Below are 24212 nucleotides of genomic sequence, written 5' to 3'. Positions count from 1 at the left end.
GGAAGGCGTCCGCGTCATCGCGCTGCGCCCCGAACGCAAGGACACCACCCTCATGAGCGCCGAGAACCAGAGCCGCTTCACCCTCGACGACCGGCTTCCGGCCGGCTACTTCACCGACACGCTGCACGCCGACGTGACCGGCGGCCTCACCGCCGCCCCGCGCACCCTGCCGCCGAAGTGGTTCTACGACAAGCGCGGCAGCGACCTGTTCGAGCAGATCACCAGGCTGCCCGAGTACTACCCGACCCGGGCCGAGCAGGAGATCCTGGTCCGCCGGGCGCCGGAGATCGCCGCGGCCACCGGCGCGGCCACCCTGATCGAGCTGGGCTCCGGCTCCTCCCGCAAGACCCGGCTGCTGCTCGACGCCCTCACCGCCGCCGGCACCCTGCGCCGCTACGCGCCCCTGGACGTCAGCGCCTCCGCCCTCGAAGAGGCCGGGCGCGCGATCTGCGCCGACTACCCGGGGCTGACCGTCTCCGCCACCGTCGCCGACTTCGAGGGCGGCATCCCGCTCTCCGACGAACCCGGCCCGCGCCTGCTCGCCTTCCTCGGCAGCACCATCGGCAACTTCGACGGCCCGCAGCGCGCCGCCTTCTACCGCACCCTCGCCCGCTCGCTCAGCAGCGACGACGTGCTCCTGCTCGGCGCCGACCTGGTCAAGGAACCGGCGGTGCTGGTCCGCGCCTACGACGACGCGGCAGGCGTCACCGCGGAGTTCGACAAGAACGTGCTGCACGTCCTCAACCGCGAACTCGGCGCCGACTTCGACCCGGACGCCTTCGAGCACGTCGCCGTCTGGAACGCCGAGGACGAGCGGATCGAGATGCACCTGCGGTCGCGGGTCGCGCAGACCGTCAAGATCCCCGACCTCGACCTCTCCTTCGACCTCGCGGCCGGTGAGGACGTGCGCACCGAACTCTCCTGCAAGTTCCGCCGCGAGTCCCTCACCGCCGAACTCCACGACGGCGGCTTCACCGTCCGCCACTGGTGGACCGACCCCGCCGCCCGCTTCGCCCTCCTCCTCGCCGTCCCCAACTGACCGGCCCGGCCGGGCCGTTCGCCCTGCCCGCCGCTCGCCCGCCCCGGTGTTCCCGTCCTCCGACGGGAACACCGGGGCGAGGTGCGTGAGTTGGCCGGGCATGGAGCGGACGGGAGTACCGGCGGGTGTGGGGCGGACCGCGATCGGGACCGCGCGGGTGCGGGCGGCGGAGAGCCGGCGGGCGGACCGGCTGTTCGACGACCCGCTGGCCGCGGCGTTCGTGCGGGCGGCGGACGGGGCGGGCCGGCCGCCGGACGAGCCCGGCGGGGAGTCGCCGACCGGGCGGGTGATGGCCGAACAGGTGGTGCTGCGCACGCGGTTCTTCGACGACTACCTGCGCGCGGCGGTCGCGGACGGCCGCCGGGCGCAGGTGGTGCTGGTGGCGGCGGGGCTGGACACGCGGGCGTTCCGGCTGCAATGGCCGCACGGGCTGCGGGTGTTCGAGCTGGACCTGCCCGACATGGTGGGCTTCAAGGAGGAGGTACTGGCCGGGGCGGGCGCGGTGCCGCGCTGCCGGCGGGCCGTGGTCGGGGTGGATCTGCGCGGGGAGTGGGCGGGGCCGCTGCGGAGCGCCGGGTTCGACCCGGCGGCGCCCACGGCGTGGCTGGTGGAGGGGCTGCTGATCTATCTGACGGCCGACGAGGCGGCGGCGGTGCTGGGTACGGTCGGCGACCTGTCCGCGCCCGGCAGCGTGCTGTCGTTCACGCACGGCGGCGGGCTGGCGCGGATGGTCCGGCAGACCCGCACCGGAGACGAGTTCCGGCCGATCAGCGACCTGTGGCGGGGCGGCCTCGCCGAACCGCCGGACGTGTGGCTGACCCGGCACGGCTGGACGGTCACCGCGCAGGAGAAGGCGGCGCTGGCGGCCGCGTACGGGCGGGGGTCCGAACGTCCGGCCGAGGGCGCGTTCCTGGTGGCCGAGCGGGGTTGAGCGCGAGTGGCGTGAAGTGTCGTTCCCCTCCTCTAAAGTGATCAACCACAGGCGTTCGGGGATCAGTTCGGTACGGCACGGAGGTGTGCGGTGGGCGACTTCGACGCGTTCGAGCGGGAGGCATGGGCCGGCCGGGCGGAGGCGTACGCGCGGAGCTTCGGCATGCTGTGCGCGCACACCGTGCCCAAGCTGCTGGACGCGGCCGGGGTGGGCGCGGGCGTGCGGGTGCTGGACGTCGGCACCGGGCCCGGCACCGCGGCGGCGTTGGCGGTGCGCCGCGGCGCGGAGGTCTGCGCGGTGGACGCGGAGCCGAGCATGGTCGAGCGGGCGACGCGAGCGGTGCCGGAAGCGGACGTGCGGCACGGGCTGTTGCCCGGACTGCCGTTCGCGGACGGCGAGTTCGACGCGGTGGTGGCGAACTTCGTGCTCAACCACGTGGGGCACCCGGCGGCCGCGCTCGCCGACCTGCGGCGGGTGGCCGGCCCCGGCGGCCGGGTCGCGGTCACGATCTGGGCCGCGCCGCACGCCCCCGGGCAGGCGCTGCTGGGCCGGGCCCTGGAAGCGGCGGGCGCCGCCCGACCGTCCTCCATACCCGCGCTCGCCGCCGAGGACGACTTCCCCCGCACCGAGGAGGGCCTGGCCGGACTGCTGACGGCGGCCGGGCTGACCGGGGCCCGCTGTACGACGCTGCGCTGGGACCACGTGGTCGACCCCGACGTCTGGTGGTCGGGTCCGGCCGCCGGGATCGCCACCATCGGCCAGATCCTGCACGCCCTTCCCCCGGGCACCGTCGCGGAAGTACGCCGCCACTACGACGAGTTGTCGGCGCAGTTCCGCACCCGGGACGGTGCGCTGTCCCTGCCGCACGCCGCGCTCCTGGCCTGGGCGACCACGTCCTGACTCACGCGTACGGCGCGTCCGGGCTGTAGGGGATGTACGGCGAGACGAAGAGGTAGTCCGGGTCGTGCCCGGGGTCGTGGCCGGTGTGCCGGGCGACCACGAACTGGAAGCCGCGAGGCGGGTCCCCGGGCAGGCCCGAGACGGTGCGGGCGACGGAGTTGCGCAGCATCCGGTAGGCCGGTGCGAGGGTCAGGTCGCCCCCGAACTGCCGCATGACCGCCACGAGTTCGTGGCACAGGTCGTAGAGCGCCTTCTCCCGGCGACGGGAGGGGAACCACAGGATGTGCAGCGGTCGCCGCGGGGTGATCGCGGAGCCCTCCTCCCACGGGGTGGCCCGGCCCTCGGCGTCCTCGGTCCTGAACAGCACGTGGAAGTCGTGGCGGGCCGGCTCGGGCGCGAAGAAGCGCCAGTTGGGGATGACGGCGCCGGTGCCGTCGAGGACGGCGAGCCGGTTGAACTCCGGGCGCGGGTGCTGGCTCAGGACGGTGGCGGCGAACCAGGCCGCGAGCGCCGCGATCGCCGCCGCGCCCGCGAGGTCCCGCCCGCCGGCCGGCCCTCCACCGCTAAGCGGGGACATCGGCGGCCCTCCCCCGCGGGGCGCTCGCCGCGGCGAACCCCGCCACCAGCTCCGCGACGGCGCGGGCGGAGGCCCGGGCGGCGAGGACCTGTTCGCGCGGGGCGTCCACGGCGTGCACGACCGCGTGCGGGGCGCGGCGCACGTACTCCTCCTGGAGGGCGCGCCTGGCGTCGGGCGGCGGGCCGCCCGGCTCGCACAGGATCAGGCAGGTGGGCACGGCGGCGGCCGGGACCGCGGCCGTACCCGTCCGCCGCTGCGCCGCGCGCAGCGCCCGCCACTCCTGGCGCGCCGCGTTCCAGCCGGCGGCGTCGCGGTAGTGCGCGCGGGCGAGGCCGCGTACGTCCTCGGGCAGCAGGCGCAGCCAGTCCGGGTCGCGGAGCAACTGGCCCAGGCCGAGGCGCAGGGAGACGGCCATCTGGTCCAGCAGCGCGGTGACTTCGCGGTTCTCGGGGTCGCGGCCACTGTCGCCGCCACCGCCTGCCCCGCCGCCCGTGTCGCCACCCATATCGCCGCCACCACCACCGCCCGTGTGGCCGTCTTCCCCGTCCGGGTCCTGGCGGGGGGTGTCGTCGGGATGGTGGGGGTCGACGAGGACGAGGCCGGCCAGGTGCCCGTCCAGACGGGTGGCGGCGGACGCGGCGATGTGACCGCCGAGGCCGTGGCCGACGAGCACGGCCGGCCGGCCGGCCGCGGCATGGCGGACCAGGTCGGCGAGGTCGGCCGCGGCGCCGTCGAGTCCGGTGCCCGGGCGGGGCCCGCGCACGGCGGCGCTGCCGGCCTGGCCGGCCCGGTGGTAGGTCACCACGGTGTGCCGTTCGGCGAGTTCGCGGACCAGCCACTCGGCCCGTTCGGGGGACTCCGCGAGCGCTCCGCTGACCACCACGACCGGGGTGTCCGGGGCCGGACGGCCACCGGGCGGGTCGATCCGGCGGTGGACGAGCGTGGTGCCCGCGGCGGTGGTGAACCGCCGCTCGTCGCCGCGGCCGCGCAGCACGGTCCGCCGGTCCCTGGCGCGGACGAGCGCCCCGGCGGTCAGGGCCGCGGCCAGCGCGGCGCCCGCGGCGACCGGGAAGGTGTCGTCGCGCCGCTGCACCCGGCCGTCGGCGAGCACCCGTTCGCGCGGGCCGGTGATGTACAGCACCGCCGGGTGCAGCGAGCAGAAGCCGGTGAGGAAGCGGCCCAGGCCCATCACGCCGGCGTTGGCGAGGTGGAAGCCGGCCGCGGCGGCGACCATCGGCCTGGCCGCCCGGCCGCGGGCCAGGTGGACGGCGGGGAACGACGATTCGAGGGCCACCACGCAGGTGCAGACCGCCTTCGCCGCGCGCGGGTGGTCGCGGACCAGCCGCCAGGCGCGCTCCTCGCCGTAGGAGACGGTGCGCAGGATGCCGGGCAGGGCGCGGCCGCTGCGCCAGGTCTCGCTGGACGCCTTGACCCAGCCGGAGGCTGTGTAGGAGAGCACCGACTGCATTCCCGCGAACCACAGGCAGGCGTCGACGGTACGGGGCCGGTCCTCCGCGGCCCGCCCGACCGCCGCCGCGGTCTGCACGAGGAAGGCGGCCTGGTCGGCGCCGTCGGTGCCGTAGTGGTTGCGGGGGTAGAGCGCGAGGGACGCGGCGGTGAGCACCAGGTCGGCCGCGAGCCGGCCGCGGCGCGGCAGGGGCAGGGGCAGCAGCAGCGCGCCGGCCGCGGCGACGCGGGCGCCGTGCAGCGCGCGCGTCACGGCGGGCCGGCCCACCACGTCGAGCGCGGCACGGGCCGAGCGCGGCCACAGCGCGAACTGCCCCCGGGCGACCTGCCAGTCGTTGAGGCCGCCGGGGCGGCGGTCGTCGGGAGTGACCAGGTACTCCAGGCTCGCCACCAGGTGGTTGACCGCGCCGAGCCGTTCCATGACGGTCAGCGCGGTGCCGCGGTCGACCGTGGGAGGTGCCACCGCGGCACGCAGCATCCGCCGGAGTCTCGGCACGGGTCTTCCCCTTCACTCGGAGTTCGGAGTTCGGAGTTCGGCTGGGAGTTCGCCCGGGCCGCAAGGAGCGCGGCGGAGGCGGGAGTTGACGGGTTGGCGGGAGGACGCGGGAAGAGCCGGAACCCGAGGCGCGGTGCGCCGGACCGGGCCGGGTGGCATACGCCCGGCCCGGTCCGGCGGGCCCGCCGCTACATGCCCGTCGGCTCGGTCCCGCCGGAGACGCTGATGGACACGCTGACGGAGCAGGTCACCAGGACGACGGACAGGATGGGCGCGACCTCGGTGTTCGCCAGCCGCTGGACGTCGGTGGCGCGGAGCGGGACGGCGGCCAGGGCGGTGCTGTCGTTTGCCTTCGCGGCGAGAGGGGACACGGGTTCTCCTTCGGTCGTGGCCGGCCGGGTGGCCGGCCGCCGTTGCGGTCGGGACCCGGACCGCTCCCGGCACCGGCCGGCGGAGTCCGGTCCCGGACCGGCTCCGACCCACGTGGGGCCGGGTGGGCCCAGGTCGGGCCCGGCCGAGGAGCGGCGGTGCGGTCGCGCCGTGGCCGGACCGTACACAGGACGCGTCCACGGCGGCGGCCGCGCGACCGGCGAGGGGCGCGCTCCTGCCGCTCCCCGCACGTTCCGTGCCCGTCACGCGTCTCCGCGTCCCCTCGCCGTACGGCGGAGGGGCTGCCGGCGGCGACGCCGTTCAGCATCGCCCACCCGCCGAGCAAAGGTCAACTGATGTGAACGACAAACAACTTGATATTCATCTGAGTTGACGCCGAATCGCCCACGCCTTTGCCTGACGCTCGGGCGCACGACGCCGCCCTCTCACGGCACGACCCGCACACGCGCTGTCGTACCCCCCTGGTAGACATACGGATGGACAGCGTGAATCACCGAAGTAGAATTGATTCAAGCAAGGAGGTGCTCAGTGGATCTGGTAGCTGTGGGACGGCGAATCCGCCGTGAGCGCGAGCGGGCCGGATACGGCCAGCGGGCCCTCGCCGAACTCGCCGGTCTCTCCCAGCCGACCCTCCACCGCATCGAGCTCGGCACGCGGGCGCAGGTCACCCTTGCCGAGATCGACCGGCTGGCGCACGCCCTGGACCTGCCGGTACGGCAGCTCACCACCGGTAGCCCTGTGCGTGAACGCGTGCATATCGCCGCGCGCATCGACCCCGCGGTCGCCGAGGAGGACAAGGAAGACGCGCTGCGTCTGGTCGTCGAGGTGCTCGAACTCGACGCGCGCCTGGACAGCGGCGCCGGTGACGGCGTGACGGATCGGCCGCCTCGCCGGCCCGCGACAGGGCCGCGCCCGGTCGGCACCGGCGCCACGCCCGAGGAGCAGGGGAAGGAGCTCGCGGAGTCCGTGCGCTCCACGCTCGGCCTCGGCGCGGCACCGATCGCGGACATCGACGAGCTCATCGAGCACCTCACCGGCGTGGACACGGCGGTGCTCCGACTGCCCAAACCCGTCGACGGCTTCACGGTGACCGACCCCGAACGGAACACCACTCTCATCGCGGTCCGCGCGTGCGACGTACCGGAACGGCAGAGGTTCACCTTTGCCCACGAACTCGGGCACCTTCTCCAGGGCGACGGCACGGAGGTGCACGAGCTGGGTGGAGCCAGGACCCCTGCCGAGCAGCGCTGCGACGCGTTCGCACGGCACCTGCTGGCCCCCCTGACCGGAATCCGGACCTGGCTGGGTCCTCCCGACGAAGGCCCGGGCTCCGAAGCCGACGAGCTCATCGACGAGCGGACCGCCGCTCTGCTGGCACGCCACTTCCGGGTGAGCTTCCCCGTGATGCTGATCCAGCTGGAATGCCTGAACCTGATCTCGGCCGCTCGCAAGAGCTCGCTGAAGGGCCCGACCGGTGTCGAACTCTCGCAGCGCTACGGCTGGGGGCCGGCCTACGAGCAGGAGATCGACGCCTCCCAGACCGTGCGCCCTCCTCGACGCATCCTCGAACGGGCGATGCTCGCGTACCGCGGGCACCGGATCGGGGTGAGAGTGCTGGCGATGCTCGAAGGACGCGGCGTCGAGGAGACGGAGGCGGCCCTGCGCGAAGCCGGGCTCGTACCCGAACCGCAGACACCCAAGCGAGCCGACGTCACCCGTCTCGCCGCCAGAGCTCGGCCCGAACCCGACACTGAGGATCACTAGGACTCCCGGGCGGCGCCGCTGCTCATCGGGGACGGGCTGTCAGAGCCGGACAGGGCTACCGAACAAAGGGGTGGGGATTGCCCGAGAAGCGTGACGAAGCCGTGGAAGGCGACGGCGGTTCGTCCACCGGGCTCGACTCGCTGTGCGTGCTCGATGCGGTGATCTGCGTCCACTTCGTGGGGGCGAATCTGCAGCGGCTCCTGGTCGACGTACTCCGCGCCGCGCAGTTGGTCCTTCTGGTGCCGGAGGAGGTTCATCAGGAGGTTCTCGGCAAGGCACGGAAGTACGGTTCGATCGAGACGCCTTGGCGCCGGCTGGTCGCGAGCGACTGCGTGCGCGTACTTCCGGCGCTACGCGCCGCCACCGCGTCACCTCGAGTCGTCGAGGTCTTCGAGGAGATCCGGGGGTTGCAGTTCGAGAAGGCGCTGCGCCGTCCCAAGGACCTCGGCGAGGCAGTGGTGATCGCCCACGCGGTGGAGTTCGTGGAACGCGGCCACGAGGTGTTCGTAGCCATCGACGACCAGGAGGGCCAGGCCACCTCCGCACGCTACGACCTCACCGTGCTGACCATCGAGCAGGTGCTGCAACTGGCGATTCTCCACGGCAAGTTCCCCACCGAGGGCGAGCTCAAGAGGGCGTACGCCAGGTTGCGGTCCTACGGTGACGGGCTGGTCGACTACGGCCGCACAGAACTTCCGACGGCGTTCAAGGACTGGCGCGCGAGTCGGCCGTAGCGGCGTCGCCCGGACGGAGAGCGGAAGGAGGGGCCCCGGTTCGTCACCCGGGCCCCTCCTTCCGTCCCTGCCGCAGGGAACTACCGCACGAACACGCCCGCCTTGTCGGCCAGGTCGAGGAAGTACTGGGGGGCCAGGCCCAGGACGAGGGTGACCGCGACGCCGACCGCGATCGCGGTGGAGGTCAGCGGGGAGGGCACGGCGACCGAGGGGCCGTCGGGCTTGGGCTCGCTGAAGAACATCAGCACGATGACGCGGATGTAGAAGAACGCCGCGATCGCCGAGGAGATCACACCCACGATCACCAGGGGCATCGCGCCGCCCTGCGCCGCCGCCTTGAAGACCGCGAACTTCCCGGCGAAGCCGGACGTCAGCGGAATGCCGGCGAAGGCAAGCAGGAAGACCGCGAAGACCGCGGCGACCAGGGGCGAGCGGCGGCCCAGCCCCGCCCAGCGGGACAGGTGGGTGGCCTCGCCGCTCGCGTCGCGCACCAGAGTGACCACCGCGAACGCGCCGAGGGTCACGAAGGAGTACGCGGCGAGGTAGAAGAGCACCGAGGACACACCGGACTTGTCGGTGGCGATCACGCCGGCGAGGATGAACCCGGCGTGCGCGACCGAGGAGTAGGCGAGCAGCCGCTTCACGTCGGTCTGGGTGACCGCGATCACCGCACCGGCGATCATCGTGGCGATCGCCACGCCCCACATCACCGGCCGCCAGTCCCAGCGCATCCCCGGCAGCACCACGTACAGCAGCCGCAGCAGGGCGCCGAAGGCGGCGACCTTCGTGGCCGCGGCCATGAACCCGGTGACCGGGGTGGGCGCGCCCTGGTAGACGTCCGGCGTCCACATGTGGAAGGGCACCGCGCCGACCTTGAAGAGCAGCCCGACCGTGACCATCGCCAGCCCGATCAGCAGCAGCGCGTCGTTCCCGGTGGTGTCGGCGAGCGCCGGGGTGATCTTGGCGGTGCCGTCGATCACCGAGGAGATCCCGGAGTACGACACGGTGCCCGCGTAGCCGTACAGCAGGGCGATGCCGAAAAGCAGGAAGGCCGACGAGAAGGCGCCGAGCAGGAAGTACTTGACGGCGGCCTCCTGCGACAGCAGCCGGTTGCGGCGGGCCAGCGCGCACAGGATGTACAGCGGCAGCGAGAAGACCTCAAGGGCGACGAAGAGCGTCAGCAGGTCGTTCGCGGCCGGGAAGACCAGCATCCCGCCGACCGCGAAGAGCAGCAGCGGGAAGACCTCGGTGGTGGTGAACCCGGCCCGTACCGCGGCCTTCTCCTGGTCGCCGCCGGGCACCGCGGAGCCCTGGGCGGCGAAGGAGTCGATGTGGTTGCCGTGTGCCTTCGGGTCGAGCCGGCGCTCGGCGAAGGTGAAGACCGCGACCAGCGCGACCAGCAGGATGGTGCCCTGGAGGAAGAGCGCCGGACCGTCCACGGCGACCGCGCCCATGGCCGCGATGTGTGCCTTGGTGGTGCCGTAGCCCTTCTCGGCGAGCGCCACCACGGCGGCGAACGCGGCGGCCAGGCCGACCACGGCCAGTACCACCTGCGTGGTGTAGCGGGACCTGCGGGGCACGAACGCCTCGGCGAGCACCCCCACCATCGCCACACCGAAGACGATCAGCACCGGTGAGAGCTGCGCGTACTCGATGTGCGGGGTGGGGAAGCGGTCCGTGGTGGACGCTGCGCTCGTCCACAGGGTGTGGACAGCGGGTCCCGTATGCAGTGCGGCGCTCACTTCTTCGCCTCCAGCGCGGGCTTGGGGTCGGTCTTGTGCACGTCGGAGAGCGTGTGCTTGACCGACGGGTTGACGATGTCCGCCACCGGCTTCGGGTACACGCCGAGGAAGAGCAGCAGGGCGATCAGCGGGGCGACCACCAGCACTTCACGCGCCTTGAGGTCGGCCATGCCCTCGATGCCGGCCTTCACCGGGCCGGTCATGGTCCGCTGGTAGAGCACCAGCACGTACAGCGCGGCGAGCACGATGCCCAGGGTGGCGATGATGCCGAGCACCGGGTAGCGGCTGAACGTGCCGACCAGCACCAGGAACTCGCTGACGAACGGTGCGAGCCCTGGTAGCGACAGCGTGGCCAGACCGCCGATCATGAAGGTGCCGGCGAGCACCGGCGCGACCTTCTGCACCCCGCCGAAGTCGGAGATGATCCGCGACCCGCGCCGGGTGATCAGGAACCCGGCGACCAGCATCAACGCGGCGGTGGAGATGCCGTGGTTGACCATGTAGAGCGTCGCGCCGGACTGGCCCTGGCTGGTCATTGCGAAGATGCCCAGGATGATGAAGCCGAAGTGCGACACGGACGCGTACGCGATCAGCCGCTTGATGTCGCGCTGGCCGACCGCGAGCAGGGCGCCGTAGATGATGCTGATCACCGCGAGCACCAGGATCACCGGCGTCGCCCACTTGGACGCCTCCGGGAAGAGCTGGAGGCAGAAGCGGAGCATCGCGAAGGTGCCGACCTTGTCGACCACCGCGGTGATCAGGACCGCCACCGGCGCGGTGGCCTCGCCCATCGCGTTCGGCAGCCAGGTGTGCAGCGGCCACAGTGGCGCCTTCACCGCGAAGGCGAAGAAGAAGCCGAGGAAGAGCCACCGCTCGGTGGAGGTGGCCAGGTGCAGGTGCCCGGAGGCGCGGGCGGAGAGGATCTCCTGCAACGAGAAGGTGCCGGTGCCCAGTTGCTGCGCGGTGGCGGCGTACAGGCCGATGATCGCGGCCAGCATGATCAGCCCGCCGACCAGGTTGTAGAGCAGGAACTTCACCGCCGCGTACGACCGCTGGCGGGCCGCCTCCTCCTCCCCTGCCGCGTGCGCGCGGTCGCCGAAGCCGCCGATGAGGAAGTACATCGGGATCAGCATGGCTTCGAAGAAGATGTAGAAGAGGAAGACGTCGGTGGCCTCGAAGGAGAGCACCACCATCGCCTCGACCAGCAGGATCAGCGCGAAGAAGCCCTGGGTGGGCCGCCAGCGCCGGTTGGGGTCGGGCCCCTCCAGCGGGTCGGCGTCATGCCAGCCGGCGAGCATCACGAACGGGATCAGCAGCGCGGTCAGCGCCACCATGACGACCGCGATGCCGTCCACGCCCAGGTCGTAGTGGAGCCCGAAGCTCCTCACCCAGGTGTGCGACTCGGTGAGCTGGTAGCGGTCGCCGTGCGGGTCGAAGCGCACCATCGCGATGATCGCCAGCACCAGCGTGCCGAGGGAGAAGGCCAGCGCCGTGTACTTGGCGGCGGCCCTCCGCGCGGCGGGCACGGCCGCGGTGGCGATGGCGCCGACCGCGGGCAGTACCGCAGTGGTGGTCAGCAGAGGAAACGACATGAGCTATCAGACCGCCCTCATGAGAAGGGTCGCGGCGACCACCACCGCGGTACCGCCGAGCATGGAGACGGCGTACGACCTGACGTAGCCGTTCTGGAGCCGGCGGAGCCGTCCGGACAGGCCGCCGACGGAGGCGGCGGTGCCGTTGACGACGCCGTCGACCAGGGAGTGGTCGAGGTAGACCAGCGAGCGGGTCAGGTGCTCGCCGCCGCGGACCAGCACCACGTGGTTGAAGTCGTCCTGGAGCAGGTCGCGGCGGGCCGCCCGGGTGACCAGGCTGCCGCGCGGCGCGGTCGCGGGCACCGACCGGCGCCCGTACATCAGCCAGGCGATGCCGACGCCGACCACCAGGCAGACCAGGGTGGCGGCGGTCAGCGTGCCGGTGCTGAGGGGCGAGTTGCCCTCGCTGTGCCCGGTGACGGGCTCCAGCCACTTCACGAACGCCGAGTTGATGCTGAACAGGCCGCCGGCGAAGACCGAGCCGATCGACAGGATGATCATCGGGACGGTCATCGACTTCGGCGACTCGTGCGGGTGCGGCTCGTGGCCTTCCGCGTCCGGGACCCAGCGCTTCTCGCCGAAGAACGTCATCAGCATCACCCGCGTCATGTAGAACGCGGTGATCGCTGCGCCCAGCAGGGCCGCGCTGCCGAGAATCCAGCCCTCGGTGCCGCCCTTGGCGTAGGCCGCCTCGATGATCTTGTCCTTGGAGAAGAAGCCGGACAGGCCGGGGAAGCCGATGATCGCGAGGTAGCCCAGGCCGAAGGTGACGAAGGTGATCGGCATGAACTTGCGCAGGCCGCCGTAGCGGCGCATGTCCACCTCGTCGTTCATGCCGTGCATCACCGAGCCGGCGCCGAGGAACAGCCCGGCCTTGAAGAAGCCGTGCGTGACCAGGTGCATGATCGCGAAGACGTAGCCGATCGGGCCGAGCCCGGCCGCCATGATCATGTAGCCGATCTGCGACATCGTGGAGCCGGCCAGCGCCTTCTTGATGTCGTCCTTGGCGCAACCGACGATCGCACCGAAGAGCAGCGTGACCGCGCCGACGGTGACCACCGCCGTCTGCGCGTCCGGCGCCGCGTTGAAGATCGCGCCGGAGCGGACGATCAGGTAGACGCCCGCGGTCACCATGGTCGCGGCGTGGATCAGGGCCGAGACCGGGGTCGGGCCCTCCATCGCGTCGCCGAGCCAGGACTGCAGCGGCACCTGGGCCGACTTGCCGCAGGCGGCGAGCAGCAGCATGAAGCCGATGCCGGTGATCGTGGCGTGCTGGGTGGCGGAGGCGCCCGCCGCCCTCGGCAGCACGTTGGAGAACGCGAACGAGCCGAAGGTGGTGAACATCAGCATGATGCCGATGGACAGGCCCATGTCGCCGACCCGGTTGACCAGGAACGCCTTCTTCGCCGCGGTCGCCGCGCTCGGCTTGTGCTGCCAGAAGCCGATCAGCAGGTAGGACGCCAACCCGACGCCCTCCCAACCCGCGTACAACAGAAGGTAGTTGTCGGCGAGCACCAGCAGCAGCATCGCCGCGAGGAAGAGGTTGAGGTAGCCGAAGAAGCGGCGGCGGCGCTCGTCGTGCTCCATGTAGCCGATCGAGTAGATGTGGATCAGCGTGCCCACACCGGTGATCAGCAGCACGAACGTCATCGACAGCTGGTCGAGTTGGAAGCCGACCTGCGCCTGGAAGCCCTCCACCGGCACCCAGGTGAACAGGTGCGAGTGCAGGGCGCGGGCGTCGGCGTGCTTGCCGAGCATGTTGACGAAGAGCACCACGCCGAGCACGAACGACAGCAGCGCGAGCAGCGTGCCCAGCAGGTGGCCGGTGCGGTCCAGCCGGCGGCCGCCGGTGAGCAGGATGCCCGCGCCCAGCAGCGGTGCCGCGACGAGCAGTCCGATCAGGGTTTCCACGTCTCGCAGCCCCTTACAGCTTCATCAGGTTCGCGTCGTCGACCGAGGCCGAGTGGCGGGTTCGGTAGATCGACACGATGATCGCCAGGCCCACCACGACTTCGGCGGCGGCCACGACCATCGTGAAGAACGCGATGACCTGCCCGTCGAGGTTGCCGTGCAGCCGGGAGAAGGTGACGAACGCCAGGTTGCAGGCGTTCAACATCAGCTCCACGCACATGAACACGACGATCGCGTTGCGCCGGATCAGCACTCCCGCCGCGCCGATGGTGAACAACAGCGCCGAGAGATAGAGGTAGTTCGCCGGGTTCACTTCGCACCCTCCTCGGCGGAGGCCGGGGCCCGCTCGCCGTCTTGCTCCAACTCGGGCTGTTCCGGAGCGCGTTCCAGCCACTCGTCGGAGCGCTGGTCCAGTTCGGCCAGCCGCCGCATCGCGTCCCGCGACACGTCGCGGATCTGGCCGCGCTCGCGCAGCGTGGAACTGACCGACAGTTCGGAGACCGAGCCGTCGGGCAGCAGCGCCGGGACGTCCACCGCGTTGTGCCGGGCGTAGGTGCCGGGCGCCGGCAGCGGGGTGACCTGCTTGCCCTCGCGGACCCGGGCCTCGGCCAGCTCGCGCTGGGTGCGCCGCTCCTCGGTCCGCTCGCGGTGGGTGAGCACCATCGCGCCGATCGCGGCGGTGATCAGCAGCGCGCCGGTGATCTCGAACGCCCACACGTACTTGGTGAAGACCAGGTGGGCCAGGCCCTGGACGTTGCCGCCGTCCGCCGCGTTGGCCCCGCCGGTGCCGGCGAAGGTGTCCAGGGAGGCGTTGGCGATGCCGGCGATCAGCAGGATGCCGAAGCCGAGGCCGCACACCGCGGCCATCCACCGCTGGCCCTTCAGCGTCTCCTTGAGCGAGTCGGCGGCGGTGATGCCGACCAGCATGACGACGAAGAGGAAGAGCATCATGATCGCGCCGGTGTAGACGACGATCTGCACCACGCCGAGGAAGTACGCGCCCTGGGCGAGGTAGAAGACCGCGAGGACGATCATGGTGCCGGCCAGCGACAGCGCGCTGTGCACCGACTTCTTCATCAGCACGGTGCCCAGCGCGCCGATCACGGCGACGGTGCCCAGCACCCAGAACTGCACGGCCTCGCCGGTGGAGGTCTGGTAGCCGGCGGCGAGTTGGAGCGACTGCATCGAGCCGGTCATGCTTCCTCCCCCGTCCCGGCCGGGGCGGCGCCGCCGGGGGCGACGGTCTCGGCCGCCTCCGGCTCGCCGGTGTACGGGTTCTCCACCGGCACCGACTCGTCCGCCTTCTCGCCCTTGGATACGGCGACCTGCCGTACGGTGCCGGGCGCGGCCTCGGTGACCTGGCCGCGGTAGTAGTCGCCCTCGTCCATGCCGGGGAAGATCGAGTGCGGCGACTCGACCATGCCCTCCTCCAGGCCGGCGAGCAGCTGCTCCTTGGTGAAGATCAGCGACTCGCGGGTGCGGTCGGCGAGTTCGTACTCGTTGGTCATGGTCAGCGCGCGGGTCGGGCACGCCTCGATGCACAGCCCGCACAGGATGCAGCGGGCGTAGTTGATCTGGTAGACGCGGCCGTAGCGCTCACCCGGGGAGTAGCGCTCCTCCTCGGTGTTGTCCGCGCCCTCCACGTAGATCGCGTCGGCCGGGCAGGCCCAGGCGCACAGCTCGCAGCCGATGCACTTCTCCAGCCCGTCCGGGTGCCGGTTGAGCTGGTGGCGGCCGTGGAAACGCGGCGCGGTCGGCTTCTTGTACTCGGGGTACTGCTCGGTCAGCCGCTTCTTGAACATGGCCTTGAAGGTCACGCCGAAGCCCGCGACCGGGTCCAGGAACTCAGGCATCGCCGTCCTCCGTGTTCTCCGTCTGCGCGGCGTCCTGTCCGGGCGAGCCGGACACGCCGGACGCACCTGGTGCGCCTACGAGTTGGGCCTGCGCACGGCTGGGCCGCCGTGGCACCCGCTCGGGCTGCTGGCCCGGTAGCGGGGGCACCGGATAGCCGCCCGCCATCGGGTCGAACCGCTCCTGCGGGGCCAGAGCGCCGCCGCCCGCGGCTTCCTTCCGTTTCTCCTCGCGGTCCCGGAAGACGTCGATGACCAGCGAGATCAGCAGCAGCGCGACGACCGCGCCACCGATGTACAGCACGATCTTCGTGAAGTCGTAGTTCTCGTTGCGCATCGCCTTCACGGCGGCGACCAGCATCAGCCAGACCATCGAGACCGGGATGAGCACCTTCCAGCCGAGCTTCATCAGCTGGTCGTAGCGGACCCGGGGCAGGGTGCCGCGCAGCCAGATGAAGAAGAAGAGCAGCAGCTGGACCTTGATCACGAACCAGAGCAGCGGCCACCAGCCGTGGTTGGCGCCGTCCCAGAAGGTGGTGATCGGCCAGGGTGCCCGCCAGCCGCCGAGGAAGAGGGTGGTGGCGACCGCGGAGACCGTCACCATGTTGACGTACTCGGCGAGCATGAACAGCGCGAACTTGATCGAGCTGTACTCGGTGTTGAAGCCGCCGACCAGGTCGCCCTCGGACTCCGGCATGTCGAACGGCGCCCGGTTGGTCTCGCCGATCATCGTGCAGATGTACACCAGGAAGGAGACCGGCAGCAGGATGATGTACCAGCGGCCGTGCTGCGCCTCGACGATGGTCGAGGTGGACATCGAGCCGGAGTAGAGGAAGACCGCCGCGAAGGACAGGCCCATCGCGATCTCGTAGGAGATCATCTGCGCGGAGGCGCGCAGGCCGCCCAGCAGCGGGTACGTCGAACCGGACGACCAGCCGGCGAGCACGATGCCGTAGATGCCGACCGACGCCGTGGCCAGGATGTAGAGGATGCCGATCGGCAGGTCGGTGAGCTGCATCGCGGTGCGGTGGCCGAAGATGGACACCTCGTTGTCGGCCGGGCCGAAGGGGATCACCGCGAACGACATGAAGGCGGGGATCGCGGCCACGATCGGCGCGAGGATGAAGACCACCTTGTCCGCGCGCTTGACGGTGAGGTCCTCCTTGAGCATCAGCTTGATGCCGTCGGCGAGCGACTGGAGCATGCCCCAGGGGCCGTGCCGGTTCGGGCCGATCCGCAACTGCATCCAGGCGACGACCTTGCGCTCCCACACGATGGAGAAGAGCACGGTCAGCATCGCGAACGCGAAGCAGAACACCGCCTTGATGACGATCAGCCACCACGGGTCGGTGCCGAAGAACGACAGGTTCTCCGTGGTGGTGGCGGCGAGTTGGCTCCCGCCGGTGGACAGGGCGGTCATGACTGGACCTCCGCGCTGAGCGAGACGACCTGCCCGGGGCGGGCACCGGTGTCCGAAGTGACGCCGCCGCGGGCGGAGTTGAGCGGCAGCCAGACCACCCGGTCCGGCATCGGGGTGACGGCCAGCGGCAGCGCCACGGCGCCGTCCGGGCCGGCCACCGTGAGGATCTCGCCGTCGCCCACCCCGACCTCCGCGGCGGTCGCGGCCGACAGCCGGGCGACGGCCGCGTGCCGGGTGGCGGCCAGCGCGTCGTCGCCGTCCTGCAGCCGGCCCTGGTCGAGCAGCAGCCGGTGCCCGGCGAGCACCGCCTGGCCCGAACCGGGCCTGGGCAGCGGCACGGACGTCTCGGCGGGCGCGGTCGCGTGGGTGCCGGACCATCCCCCTGCCTGCGGCGTGGGAGCCCCCACGAGCCGGTCGAGTTCGCGGCGCGCGGCCCGCACGTCGGACAGGCCGAGTGCGACGTCCATCGCGTCGGCGAGCATCGTCAGCACCCGGGCGTCCGGGAGCTGGTGCCGGGTGGTGGCCTGGTCGGGCTTGATCGCGGCCTCGAACATCCGGGCCCGGCCCTCCCAGTTGAGGAAGGTGCCGGACTTCTCGACGACCGCGGCGACCGGCAGCACCACGTCGGCGCGCTCGGTGACCTCGCTCGGCCGCTGCTCCAGGCTGACCAGGAACCCGACGTTGCCGAAGGCGATCCGGGCCCGGGCCGGGTCCGGCAGGTCCGCGACCTCGACGCCGCCGACCACCAGCGCGGCCAGCTCGCCGGCCGCCGCGGCCTCCACGATCTGCCCGGTGTCGCGGCCGAACCGGGTCGGCAGGGCCGGCAGGCCCCACACCCGGGCGACCTCGTCGCGGCCGCGCGGGTCGGTGACCGGGCGCCCGCCGGGCAGCAGCCCGGGCAGCACCCCCGCCTCGACCGCGCCGCGCTCACCGGCCCGGCGCGGAATCCACGCCGTCCGGGCGCCGGTCGCGGTGGCCAGCCGCAGCACGGCGGTCAACCCGCCGGGCACCGCGGCCAGCCGCTCGCCGACCAGGATCACCGCGCCGGGCTTGCGCAGCGCCTCCGCGGCCAGCCGGCCGGCCTCGTCCAGGCCCACCCCGCCGGCCAGCGCGTCCAGCCACTCCGGTTCGGTGCCGGGCGCGGCCGGCAGCAGGATGCCGCCGGCCTTCTCCAGACCGCGCGAGGTGTAGGTGGCCAGGGCGTACGCCTGCTGCTTGCTCTTGCGGTGCGCCTTGCGCAGCCGCAGGAAGACCCCCGGGGCCTCCTCCTCGGCCTCGAGTCCGGCCAGCAGCACGGTCGGTGCCTGCTCCAGCGCCCGGTTGGTCACCCCGCTGCCGTCCAGGTCGACGCCGTGCCCCGCCACGTGGGCGGCGAGGAAGTCGGCCTCCTCGGCGGAGTGCGCGCGGGCCCGGAAGTCCACGTCGTTGGTGCCGAGCGCGACCCGGGCGAACTTGCCGTACGCGTAGGAGTCCTCGACGGTGAGCCGGCCGCCGGCCAGCACCGCGGCCCGGCCGTGCGCCGCGGTCAGTCCCGCCGCCGCGGCGGCCAGCGCCTCCGGCCAGCTGGCGGGGGCGAGTTCACCGTCGGCGCCGCGCACCAGCGGGTGGGTGAGGCGCTCGGGCCGCTGCGCGTAGCGGAAGCCGAACCGGCCCTTGTCGCACAGCCACTCCTCGTTGACCTCCGGGTCGTTGGCGGCCATCCGCCGCATGACCTTGCCGCGGCGGTGGTCGGTACGGGTGGCGCAGCCGCCCGCGCAGTGCTCGCACACCGACGGCGAGGAGACCAGGTCGAAGGGGCGGGAGCGGAACCGGTAGGCGGCGGAGGTGAGCGCGCCGACCGGGCAGATCTGGATGGTGTTGCCGGAGAAGTACGACTCGAACGGGTCGCCCTCGCCGATGCCGACCTGCTGGAGCGCGCCGCGTTCGAGCAGCTCGATCATCGGGTCGCCGGCGATCTGCTCGCTGAACCGGGTGCAGCGCGCGCACAGCACGCACCGCTCGCGGTCCAGCAGCACCTGCGCGGAGATCGGCACCGGCTTCTCGAAGGTGCGCTTGCGGCCCTCGAAGCGGGAGTCGGGGTCGCCCACCGACATCGCCTGGTTCTGCAGCGGGCACTCGCCGCCCTTGTCGCAGACCGGGCAGTCCAGCGGGTGGTTGATCAGCAGCAGCTCCATCACCCCGCGCTGCGCCTTCTCGGCGACCGGCGAGGTGAGCTGGGTGGTGATCACCATGCCGTCGGTGCAGGTGATGGTGCAGGAGGCGACCGGCTTGCGCTGGCCCTCGATCTCCACGATGCACTGGCGGCAGGCGCCGGCCGGGTCGAGCAGCGGGTGGTCGCAGAACCGGGGGATCTCGATGCCCAGTTGCTCGGCGGCGCGGATCACCAGGGTGCCCTTGGCCACCGAGATCGGGATGCCGTCGATGGTGACCGAGATCAGGTCTTCAGGGGGCGGCGCCGGCTGCCCACCGGAGGGTGCGTTCGTAGTGATGGTCACGCGTGGGCCTCCGTACGGGACTTGTCGGCCCAGGCGGTGGAGCGGGCCGGGTCGAAGGGGCAGCCCTTCTGCTCGATGTGCTCCTCGTACTCCGAGCGGAAGTACTTCAGCGAGGAGAAGATCGGGGCGGCGGCGCCGTCGCCCAGGGCGCAGAAGGACTTGCCGTTGATGTTGTCGGCGATGTCCTGGAGCTTGTCGAGGTCTTCCGGCCGGCCCTTCCCGGCCTCGATGTCCCGCAGCAACTGGACCAGCCAGTAGGTGCCTTCACGGCACGGCGTGCACTTGCCGCACGACTCGTGGGCGTAGAACTCGGTCCAGCGGGTGACGGCCCGCACCACGCAGGTCGTCTCGTCGAAGCACTGCAGGGCCTTGGTGCCGAGCATGGAGCCGGCCGCGCCGACGCCCTCGTAGTCCAGCGGCACGTCGAGGTGCTCGTCGGTGAACATCGGGGTCGAGGAGCCGCCGGGGGTCCAGAACTTCAGCCGGTGGCCGGGGCGCATCCCGCCGCCCATGTCGAGCAGTTGGCGCAGCGTGATGCCGAGCGGGCCTTCGTACTGGCCGGGGCGGGCGACATGGCCGGAGAGCGAGTACAGCGTGAAGCCCGGGGACTTCTCGCTGCCCATCGACTTGAACCACTCCTTGCCGCGCTGGATGATCGCGGGAACCGAGGCGATCGACTCCACGTTGTTCACCACGGTGGGGCAGGCGTACAGGCCCTCCACGGCGGGGAACGGCGGGCGGAGCCGGGGCTGGCCGCGGCGGCCCTCCAGGGAGTCCAGCAGCGCGGTCTCCTCGCCGCAGATGTAGGCGCCGGCGCCCGCGTGCACGGTGAGTTCGAGGTCGAAGCCGGTGCCCTTGATGTTCTTGCCGAGGTAGCCGGCGGCGTACGCCTCGCGCACCGCCTCGTGCAGCCGGCGCAGCACCGGGACGACCTCGCCGCGCAGGTAGATGAAGGCGTGGTGCGAGCGGATCGCGTAGCACGCGATCACCATGCCCTCGATCAGGGAGTGCGGGTTGGCGAAGAGCAGCGGGATGTCCTTGCAGGTGCCCGGCTCGGACTCGTCGGCGTTGACCACCAGGTAGTGCGGCTTGCCGTCGCCCTGCGGGATGAACTGCCACTTCATGCCGGTGGGGAAGCCCGCGCCGCCGCGGCCGCGCAGGCCGGAGTCCTTGACGTAGGCGATCAGGTCGTCCGGGGCCATCGCGAGCGCCTTGGTGAGCGCTTCGTACCCGTCGTGCCTGCGGTAGGTCTCCAGCGTCCACGACCGCGGGTCGTCCCAGAACGCCGACAGTACGGGCGCGAGCAGCTTCTCGGCCGGTTCGACGGTCATCACTCGCCCTCCTCCTCGGTGGCGTGGTCGTTCGCATGGTCGGCGACCGGGTCCGCGGGGTGGGCCGGGTCGGACTCGGCGGTCTGCCCGGGCGCGTCGTGCGAGCTGGGGTGTTGCGCGGGCGACGGCGAGGTGGCGGTGTCGTATGTCGCCGTCTCGTCGCTCGGCGAGGCGTCGCGCTGGCCGACCACCTTCGGCGCGGGCAACTCGCCGCGGTGCAGCCGCAGGCCCGCCAGCGAGGCGGGGCCGGCGCCGCCGGTCGCCTCGACGGCGCCCTCGCGCTCGTCGGGGAAGCCGGCCAGGATGCGGGCGGTCTGCCGGTAGGTGCACAGCGGGGCGCCGCGGGTCGGGCGGACCTCGCGGCCGGCGATCAGGTCGTCGACGAGCTGCTTGGCCGATTCGGGGGTCTGGTCGTCGAAGAACTCCCAGTTGACCATCACCACGGGCGCGAAGTCGCAGGCCGCGTTGCACTCGATGTGTTCGAGGGTGACCTTGCCGTCCTCGGTGGTCTCGTCGTTGCCGACCCCGAGGTGCTCCTTCAGCTCCTCGAAGATCGCGTCGCCGCCCATCACCGCGCACAGCGTGTTGGTGCAGACGCCGACCTGGTACTCGCCGGACGGCTTGCGCCGGTACATCGTGTAGAAGGTGGCGACCGCGGTGACCTCGGCGGTGGTGAGGCCCAGTTGCTCGGCGCAGAACCGGATGCCGGTGCGGGTGACGTACCCCTCCTCGGACTGCACCAGGTGCAGCAGCGGCAGCAGCGCGCTGCGCGAGCCGGGGTAGCGGGCGATCACCTCCTTGGCGTCGGTCTCCAGCCGGGCCCGGACGTCGGCCGGGTAGTCGGGGGCGGGCATTTCGGGGATGCCCAGGGACACACCGGGGGAGCCGCTTCCCTGTGAGAGCTCGGTCATCGGTCGACACCTCCCATCACGGGGTCGATGGACGCCACCGCCACGATGACGTCGGCCACCTGGCCGCCCTCGCACATCGCGGCCATGGACTGCAGGTTGGTGAAGGACGGGTCGCGGAAGTGCACCCGGTACGGGCGGGTGCCGCCGTCGCTGACGACGTGCACGCCCAGCTCGCCCTTGGCCGACTCGACGGCGGCGTACGCCTGTCCCGGCGGTACCCGGAAGCCCTCGGTGACCAGCTTGAAGTGGTGGATCAGGGCCTCCATGGAGGTGCCCATGATCTTCTTGATGTGGTCCAAAGAGTTGCCCATGCCGTCCGGGCCGAGCGCGAGTTGCGCGGGCCAGGCGATCTTCTTGTCCTCGACCATCACCGGCCCGGGGGCGAGCCGGTCCAGGCACTGCTCGACGATCCGCAGGCTCTGGTGCATCTCCTCCAGGCGGACCCGGAAGCGGCCGTAGGAGTCGCAGGTGTCGGTGGTCGGCACCTCGAAGTCGTAGTTCTCGTAGCCGCAGTACGGGTCGGCCTTGCGCAGGTCGTGCGGCAGGCCGGCGGCGCGCAGGATCGGGCCGGTGGCGCCGAGCGCCATGCAGCCGGTCAGGTCCAGGTAGCCGACGTCCTGCATCCGGCCCTTGAAGATCGGGTTGCCGGTGGCGAGCTTGTCGTACTCCGGCAGGTTCTTCCGGAACTTCTTCACGAACTCGCGGATCTGGTCGACCGCGCCGGGCGGCAGGTCCTGGGCGAGGCCGCCGGGGCGGACGTACGCGTGGTTCATCCGCAGGCCGGTGACCAGCTCGAAGATGTCGAGGATGTACTCGCGGTCGCGGAAGCCGTAGATCATGATGGTGGTCGCGCCCAGCTCCATGCCGCCGGTGGCGATGCAGACCAGGTGGGAGGCGATCCGGTTGAGCTCCATCATCAGCACCCGGATGACGCTGGCCCGGTCCGGGATCTGGTCGGTGATGCCGAGCAGTTTCTCCACCGCGAGGCAGTAGGCGGTCTCGTTGAACAGCGGCGTGAGGTAGTCCATGCGCGTCACGAAGGTGGACCCCTGGGTCCACGTCCGGAACTCCATGTTCTTCTCGATGCCGGTGTGCAGGTAGCCGATGCCGGAGCGGGCCTCGGTGACCGTCTCGCCGTCGATCTCCAGGATCAGCCGGAGCACGCCGTGGGTGGACGGGTGCTGCGGGCCCATGTTGACGATGATCCGCTCGTCGTCGGCCTTGCCCACGGTCTCGGCGAGCTCGTCCCAGTCCCCACCGGTGACGGTGAACACCCGGCCCTCGGTGGTCTCCCGCTCTTCCGCTTGCTGGGGGGCGGTGTATCCATAACTCATGAGTACGACCTCCGCTGGTCGGGAGCCGGGATCTGGGCACCCTTGTACTCGACGGGGATGCCGCCGAGCGGGTAGTCCTTGCGCTGCGGGTGGCCGGGCCAGTCGTCCGGCATCATGATCCGGGTGAGCGCGGGGTGGCCGTCGAAGACGATGCCGAAGAAGTCGTAGGTCTCGCGCTCGTGCCAGTCGTTGGTCGGGTAGACCGGGACCAGCGAGGGGACGTGCGGGTCGGCGTCGGGCGCGCTGGTCTCGATCCGGATCAGCCGGCCGTGGGTGAGCGAGCGCAGGTGGTAGACCGCGTGCAGCTCGCGCCCGGTGTCGCCGGGGTAGTGCACGCCGCTGACGCCGGTGCACAGCTCGAACCGCAGCGCGGGGTCGTCGCGCAGCGTGCGGGCGACCCGGACCAGGTGCTCGCGGGCGATGTGGAAGGTCAGTTCGCCGCGGTCGACGACGGTCTTCTCGATCGCCTCGGCCGGCGGCAGCCCCTGCTCCTCCAGTGCGCCCTCCAGCTCGTCGGCGATCTCGTCGAAGGGGTCGCCGTAGGGCCGGTTGGTCGCGCCGGGCAGCCGGACGGTACGGACCAGGCCGCCGTAACCGGTGGTGTCGCCGCCGTTGTTGGCGCCGAACATCCCCTTGCGGACGCCGATCACCTCGCCGGCGTCGTGGCGCTGCGCGGGCACCCCGCCCTCGGCGGGCTCCTCCGGCAGTTGGGGCGGGTTGGGGGTGGCGGTCATCGAAGGAGCCCCTTCATCTCGATCGTGGGGAGCGCCTTGCGCGCCGCCTCCTCCGCCTCGCGGGCGGCGGCCTCGCGGTTCACGCCGAGCTTGCCGTGCTGGATCTTCTCGTGCAGCTTGAGGATCGCGTCGAGGAGCATCTCGGGGCGGGGCGGGCAGCCGGGCAGGTAGATGTCGACCGGCACCACGTGGTCGACGCCCTGCACGATCGCGTAGTTGTTGAACATGCCGCCGCTGGAGGCGCACACGCCCATCGAGATCACCCACTTGGGGTTCGGCATCTGGTCGTAGACCTGGCGCAGCACCGGGGCCATCTTCTGGCTCACCCGGCCGGCCACGATCATCAGGTCGGCCTGCCGCGGCGATCCGCGGAAGACCTCCATGCCGAACCGGGCCATGTCGTACCGCCCGGCACCGGTGGTCATCATCTCGATGGCGCAGCAGGCGAGGCCGAAGGTGGCCGGGAAGACCGACGCCTTACGCACCCAGCCCGCCGCCGTCTCCACCGTCGTCAGCAGGAATCCGCTCGGCAGTTTCTCTTCGATACCCATGGGTTGGCTCCTGGTCTCCTCGGTCCCCTGGTCGCCGTCAGTT

General features: G+C 71.8%; 21 protein-coding genes. 5 read left to right on the top strand and 16 right to left on the bottom strand.

The features are described 5' to 3' along the window. The first annotated feature begins 52 nt into the window (after nt 1–52). The 3 genes from egtD (at nt 53) to OG370_RS24800 (ending at nt 2870) form a co-directional block, all read left to right on the top strand. Complete coding sequence (egtD, locus tag OG370_RS24810; protein WP_443060891.1) at nt 53–1039, top strand: L-histidine N(alpha)-methyltransferase; 987 nt, start codon at nt 53–55, stop codon at nt 1037–1039. 127 nt (nt 1040–1166) lie between these two features. Beyond that, on the top strand, nt 1167–1970 hold the full coding sequence (locus OG370_RS24805; RefSeq protein WP_328467863.1) for an SAM-dependent methyltransferase: 804 nt from the start codon (nt 1167–1169) through the stop codon (nt 1968–1970). Nucleotides 1971–2060: 90 nt separating this feature from the next. Further along, a complete protein-coding gene (locus OG370_RS24800) occupies nt 2061–2870 on the top strand; it encodes a class I SAM-dependent methyltransferase (RefSeq protein WP_328467861.1) in 810 nt (269 codons plus the stop codon). A 1-nt stretch (nt 2871) separates the two neighbouring features. Here the strand turns inward: OG370_RS24800 and OG370_RS24795 are convergent, their stop codons facing one another. The 3 genes from OG370_RS24795 to OG370_RS24785 all read right to left on the bottom strand — a co-directional run bounded on the left by OG370_RS24795 (nt 2872) and on the right by OG370_RS24785 (nt 5781). Then, complete coding sequence (locus OG370_RS24795; RefSeq protein ID WP_328467859.1) at nt 2872–3447, bottom strand: hypothetical protein; 576 nt, start codon at nt 3445–3447, stop codon at nt 2872–2874. Then, nucleotides 3434–5410, bottom strand: coding sequence for an alpha/beta fold hydrolase (locus OG370_RS24790; protein WP_328467857.1), 1977 nt, complete (start codon nt 5408–5410; stop codon nt 3434–3436). Before OG370_RS24790 ends, OG370_RS24795 begins: the two co-directional genes overlap by 14 nt. 188 nt (nt 5411–5598) lie before the next feature. Beyond that, a complete protein-coding gene (locus tag OG370_RS24785) occupies nt 5599–5781 on the bottom strand; it encodes a hypothetical protein (RefSeq protein WP_328467855.1) in 183 nt (60 codons plus the stop codon). 547 nt (nt 5782–6328) lie between these two features. Here OG370_RS24785 and OG370_RS24780 point away from each other — a divergent pair. Together OG370_RS24780 and OG370_RS24775 are read left to right on the top strand one after the other, a co-directional pair. After that, nucleotides 6329–7564 (top strand): helix-turn-helix domain-containing protein, encoded by a 1236-nt coding sequence (locus OG370_RS24780; protein ID WP_328467853.1) that lies wholly within the window; start codon nt 6329–6331, stop codon nt 7562–7564. Between the two features lie 77 nt (nt 7565–7641). Then, entirely contained in the window at nt 7642–8298 is a 657-nt protein-coding gene (locus tag OG370_RS24775) for a hypothetical protein (protein WP_328467851.1), read from the top strand. Between the two features lie 80 nt (nt 8299–8378). Here OG370_RS24775 and nuoN read toward each other — a convergent pair whose 3' ends face one another. The 13 genes from nuoN to OG370_RS24710 are packed head-to-tail and all read right to left on the bottom strand — an operon-like array spanning nt 8379 to nt 24169. Beyond that, on the bottom strand, nt 8379–10040 hold the full coding sequence (gene nuoN, locus OG370_RS24770; protein WP_443060736.1) for an NADH-quinone oxidoreductase subunit NuoN: 1662 nt from the start codon (nt 10038–10040) through the stop codon (nt 8379–8381). Next, nucleotides 10037–11632, bottom strand: coding sequence for an NADH-quinone oxidoreductase subunit M (locus OG370_RS24765; protein ID WP_328467849.1), 1596 nt, complete (start codon nt 11630–11632; stop codon nt 10037–10039). The genes nuoN and OG370_RS24765 overlap by 4 nt, the downstream gene beginning before the upstream one ends. Before the next feature lie 6 nt (nt 11633–11638). Continuing rightward, nucleotides 11639–13543, bottom strand: a complete 1905-nt coding sequence (nuoL, locus tag OG370_RS24760) for an NADH-quinone oxidoreductase subunit L (RefSeq protein WP_328467847.1) — start codon at nt 13541–13543, stop codon at nt 11639–11641. A 13-nt stretch (nt 13544–13556) separates the two neighbouring features. Next, entirely contained in the window at nt 13557–13856 is a 300-nt protein-coding gene (nuoK, locus tag OG370_RS24755) for an NADH-quinone oxidoreductase subunit NuoK (RefSeq protein ID WP_328467845.1), read from the bottom strand. Next, nucleotides 13853–14740: an NADH-quinone oxidoreductase subunit J gene (locus OG370_RS24750; protein ID WP_328467843.1), complete on the bottom strand. Its 888-nt coding sequence runs from the start codon at nt 14738–14740 to the stop codon at nt 13853–13855. Before OG370_RS24750 ends, nuoK begins: the two co-directional genes overlap by 4 nt. Then, nucleotides 14737–15396, bottom strand: a complete 660-nt coding sequence (nuoI, locus tag OG370_RS24745; RefSeq protein ID WP_328467841.1) for an NADH-quinone oxidoreductase subunit NuoI — start codon at nt 15394–15396, stop codon at nt 14737–14739. Before nuoI ends, OG370_RS24750 begins: the two co-directional genes overlap by 4 nt. Continuing rightward, nucleotides 15389–16813 (bottom strand): NADH-quinone oxidoreductase subunit NuoH, encoded by a 1425-nt coding sequence (gene nuoH, locus OG370_RS24740; protein WP_328467839.1) that lies wholly within the window; start codon nt 16811–16813, stop codon nt 15389–15391. Before nuoH ends, nuoI begins: the two co-directional genes overlap by 8 nt. After that, nucleotides 16810–19308 carry an NADH-quinone oxidoreductase subunit G gene (locus tag OG370_RS24735; RefSeq protein WP_328467837.1) on the bottom strand — a complete coding sequence of 833 codons (2499 nt, stop codon included), beginning with the start codon at nt 19306–19308 and terminating at the stop codon, nt 16810–16812. Before OG370_RS24735 ends, nuoH begins: the two co-directional genes overlap by 4 nt. Further along, a complete protein-coding gene (gene nuoF / locus OG370_RS24730; RefSeq protein ID WP_328467835.1) occupies nt 19305–20639 on the bottom strand; it encodes an NADH-quinone oxidoreductase subunit NuoF in 1335 nt (444 codons plus the stop codon). Before nuoF ends, OG370_RS24735 begins: the two co-directional genes overlap by 4 nt. Continuing rightward, entirely contained in the window at nt 20639–21550 is a 912-nt protein-coding gene (gene nuoE, locus OG370_RS24725) for an NADH-quinone oxidoreductase subunit NuoE (protein WP_328467833.1), read from the bottom strand. The genes nuoF and nuoE overlap by 1 nt, the downstream gene beginning before the upstream one ends. Further along, complete coding sequence (locus tag OG370_RS24720; RefSeq protein ID WP_328467831.1) at nt 21547–22884, bottom strand: NADH-quinone oxidoreductase subunit D; 1338 nt, start codon at nt 22882–22884, stop codon at nt 21547–21549. The genes nuoE and OG370_RS24720 overlap by 4 nt, the downstream gene beginning before the upstream one ends. Beyond that, nucleotides 22881–23618: an NADH-quinone oxidoreductase subunit C gene (locus tag OG370_RS24715; RefSeq protein ID WP_328467829.1), complete on the bottom strand. Its 738-nt coding sequence runs from the start codon at nt 23616–23618 to the stop codon at nt 22881–22883. Before OG370_RS24715 ends, OG370_RS24720 begins: the two co-directional genes overlap by 4 nt. Beyond that, on the bottom strand, nt 23615–24169 hold the full coding sequence (locus tag OG370_RS24710; RefSeq protein WP_093785987.1) for a NuoB/complex I 20 kDa subunit family protein: 555 nt from the start codon (nt 24167–24169) through the stop codon (nt 23615–23617). Before OG370_RS24710 ends, OG370_RS24715 begins: the two co-directional genes overlap by 4 nt. Between the last annotated feature and the right edge of the window lie 43 nt (nt 24170–24212).

This window comes from Streptomyces sp. NBC_00448 (assembly GCF_036014115.1).
Taxonomy (GTDB): Bacteria; Actinomycetota; Actinomycetes; order Streptomycetales; family Streptomycetaceae; genus Actinacidiphila.
The sequence above is the reverse complement of the archived record's forward strand: the minus strand, read 5'-3'. Positions and strand labels throughout refer to the sequence as shown.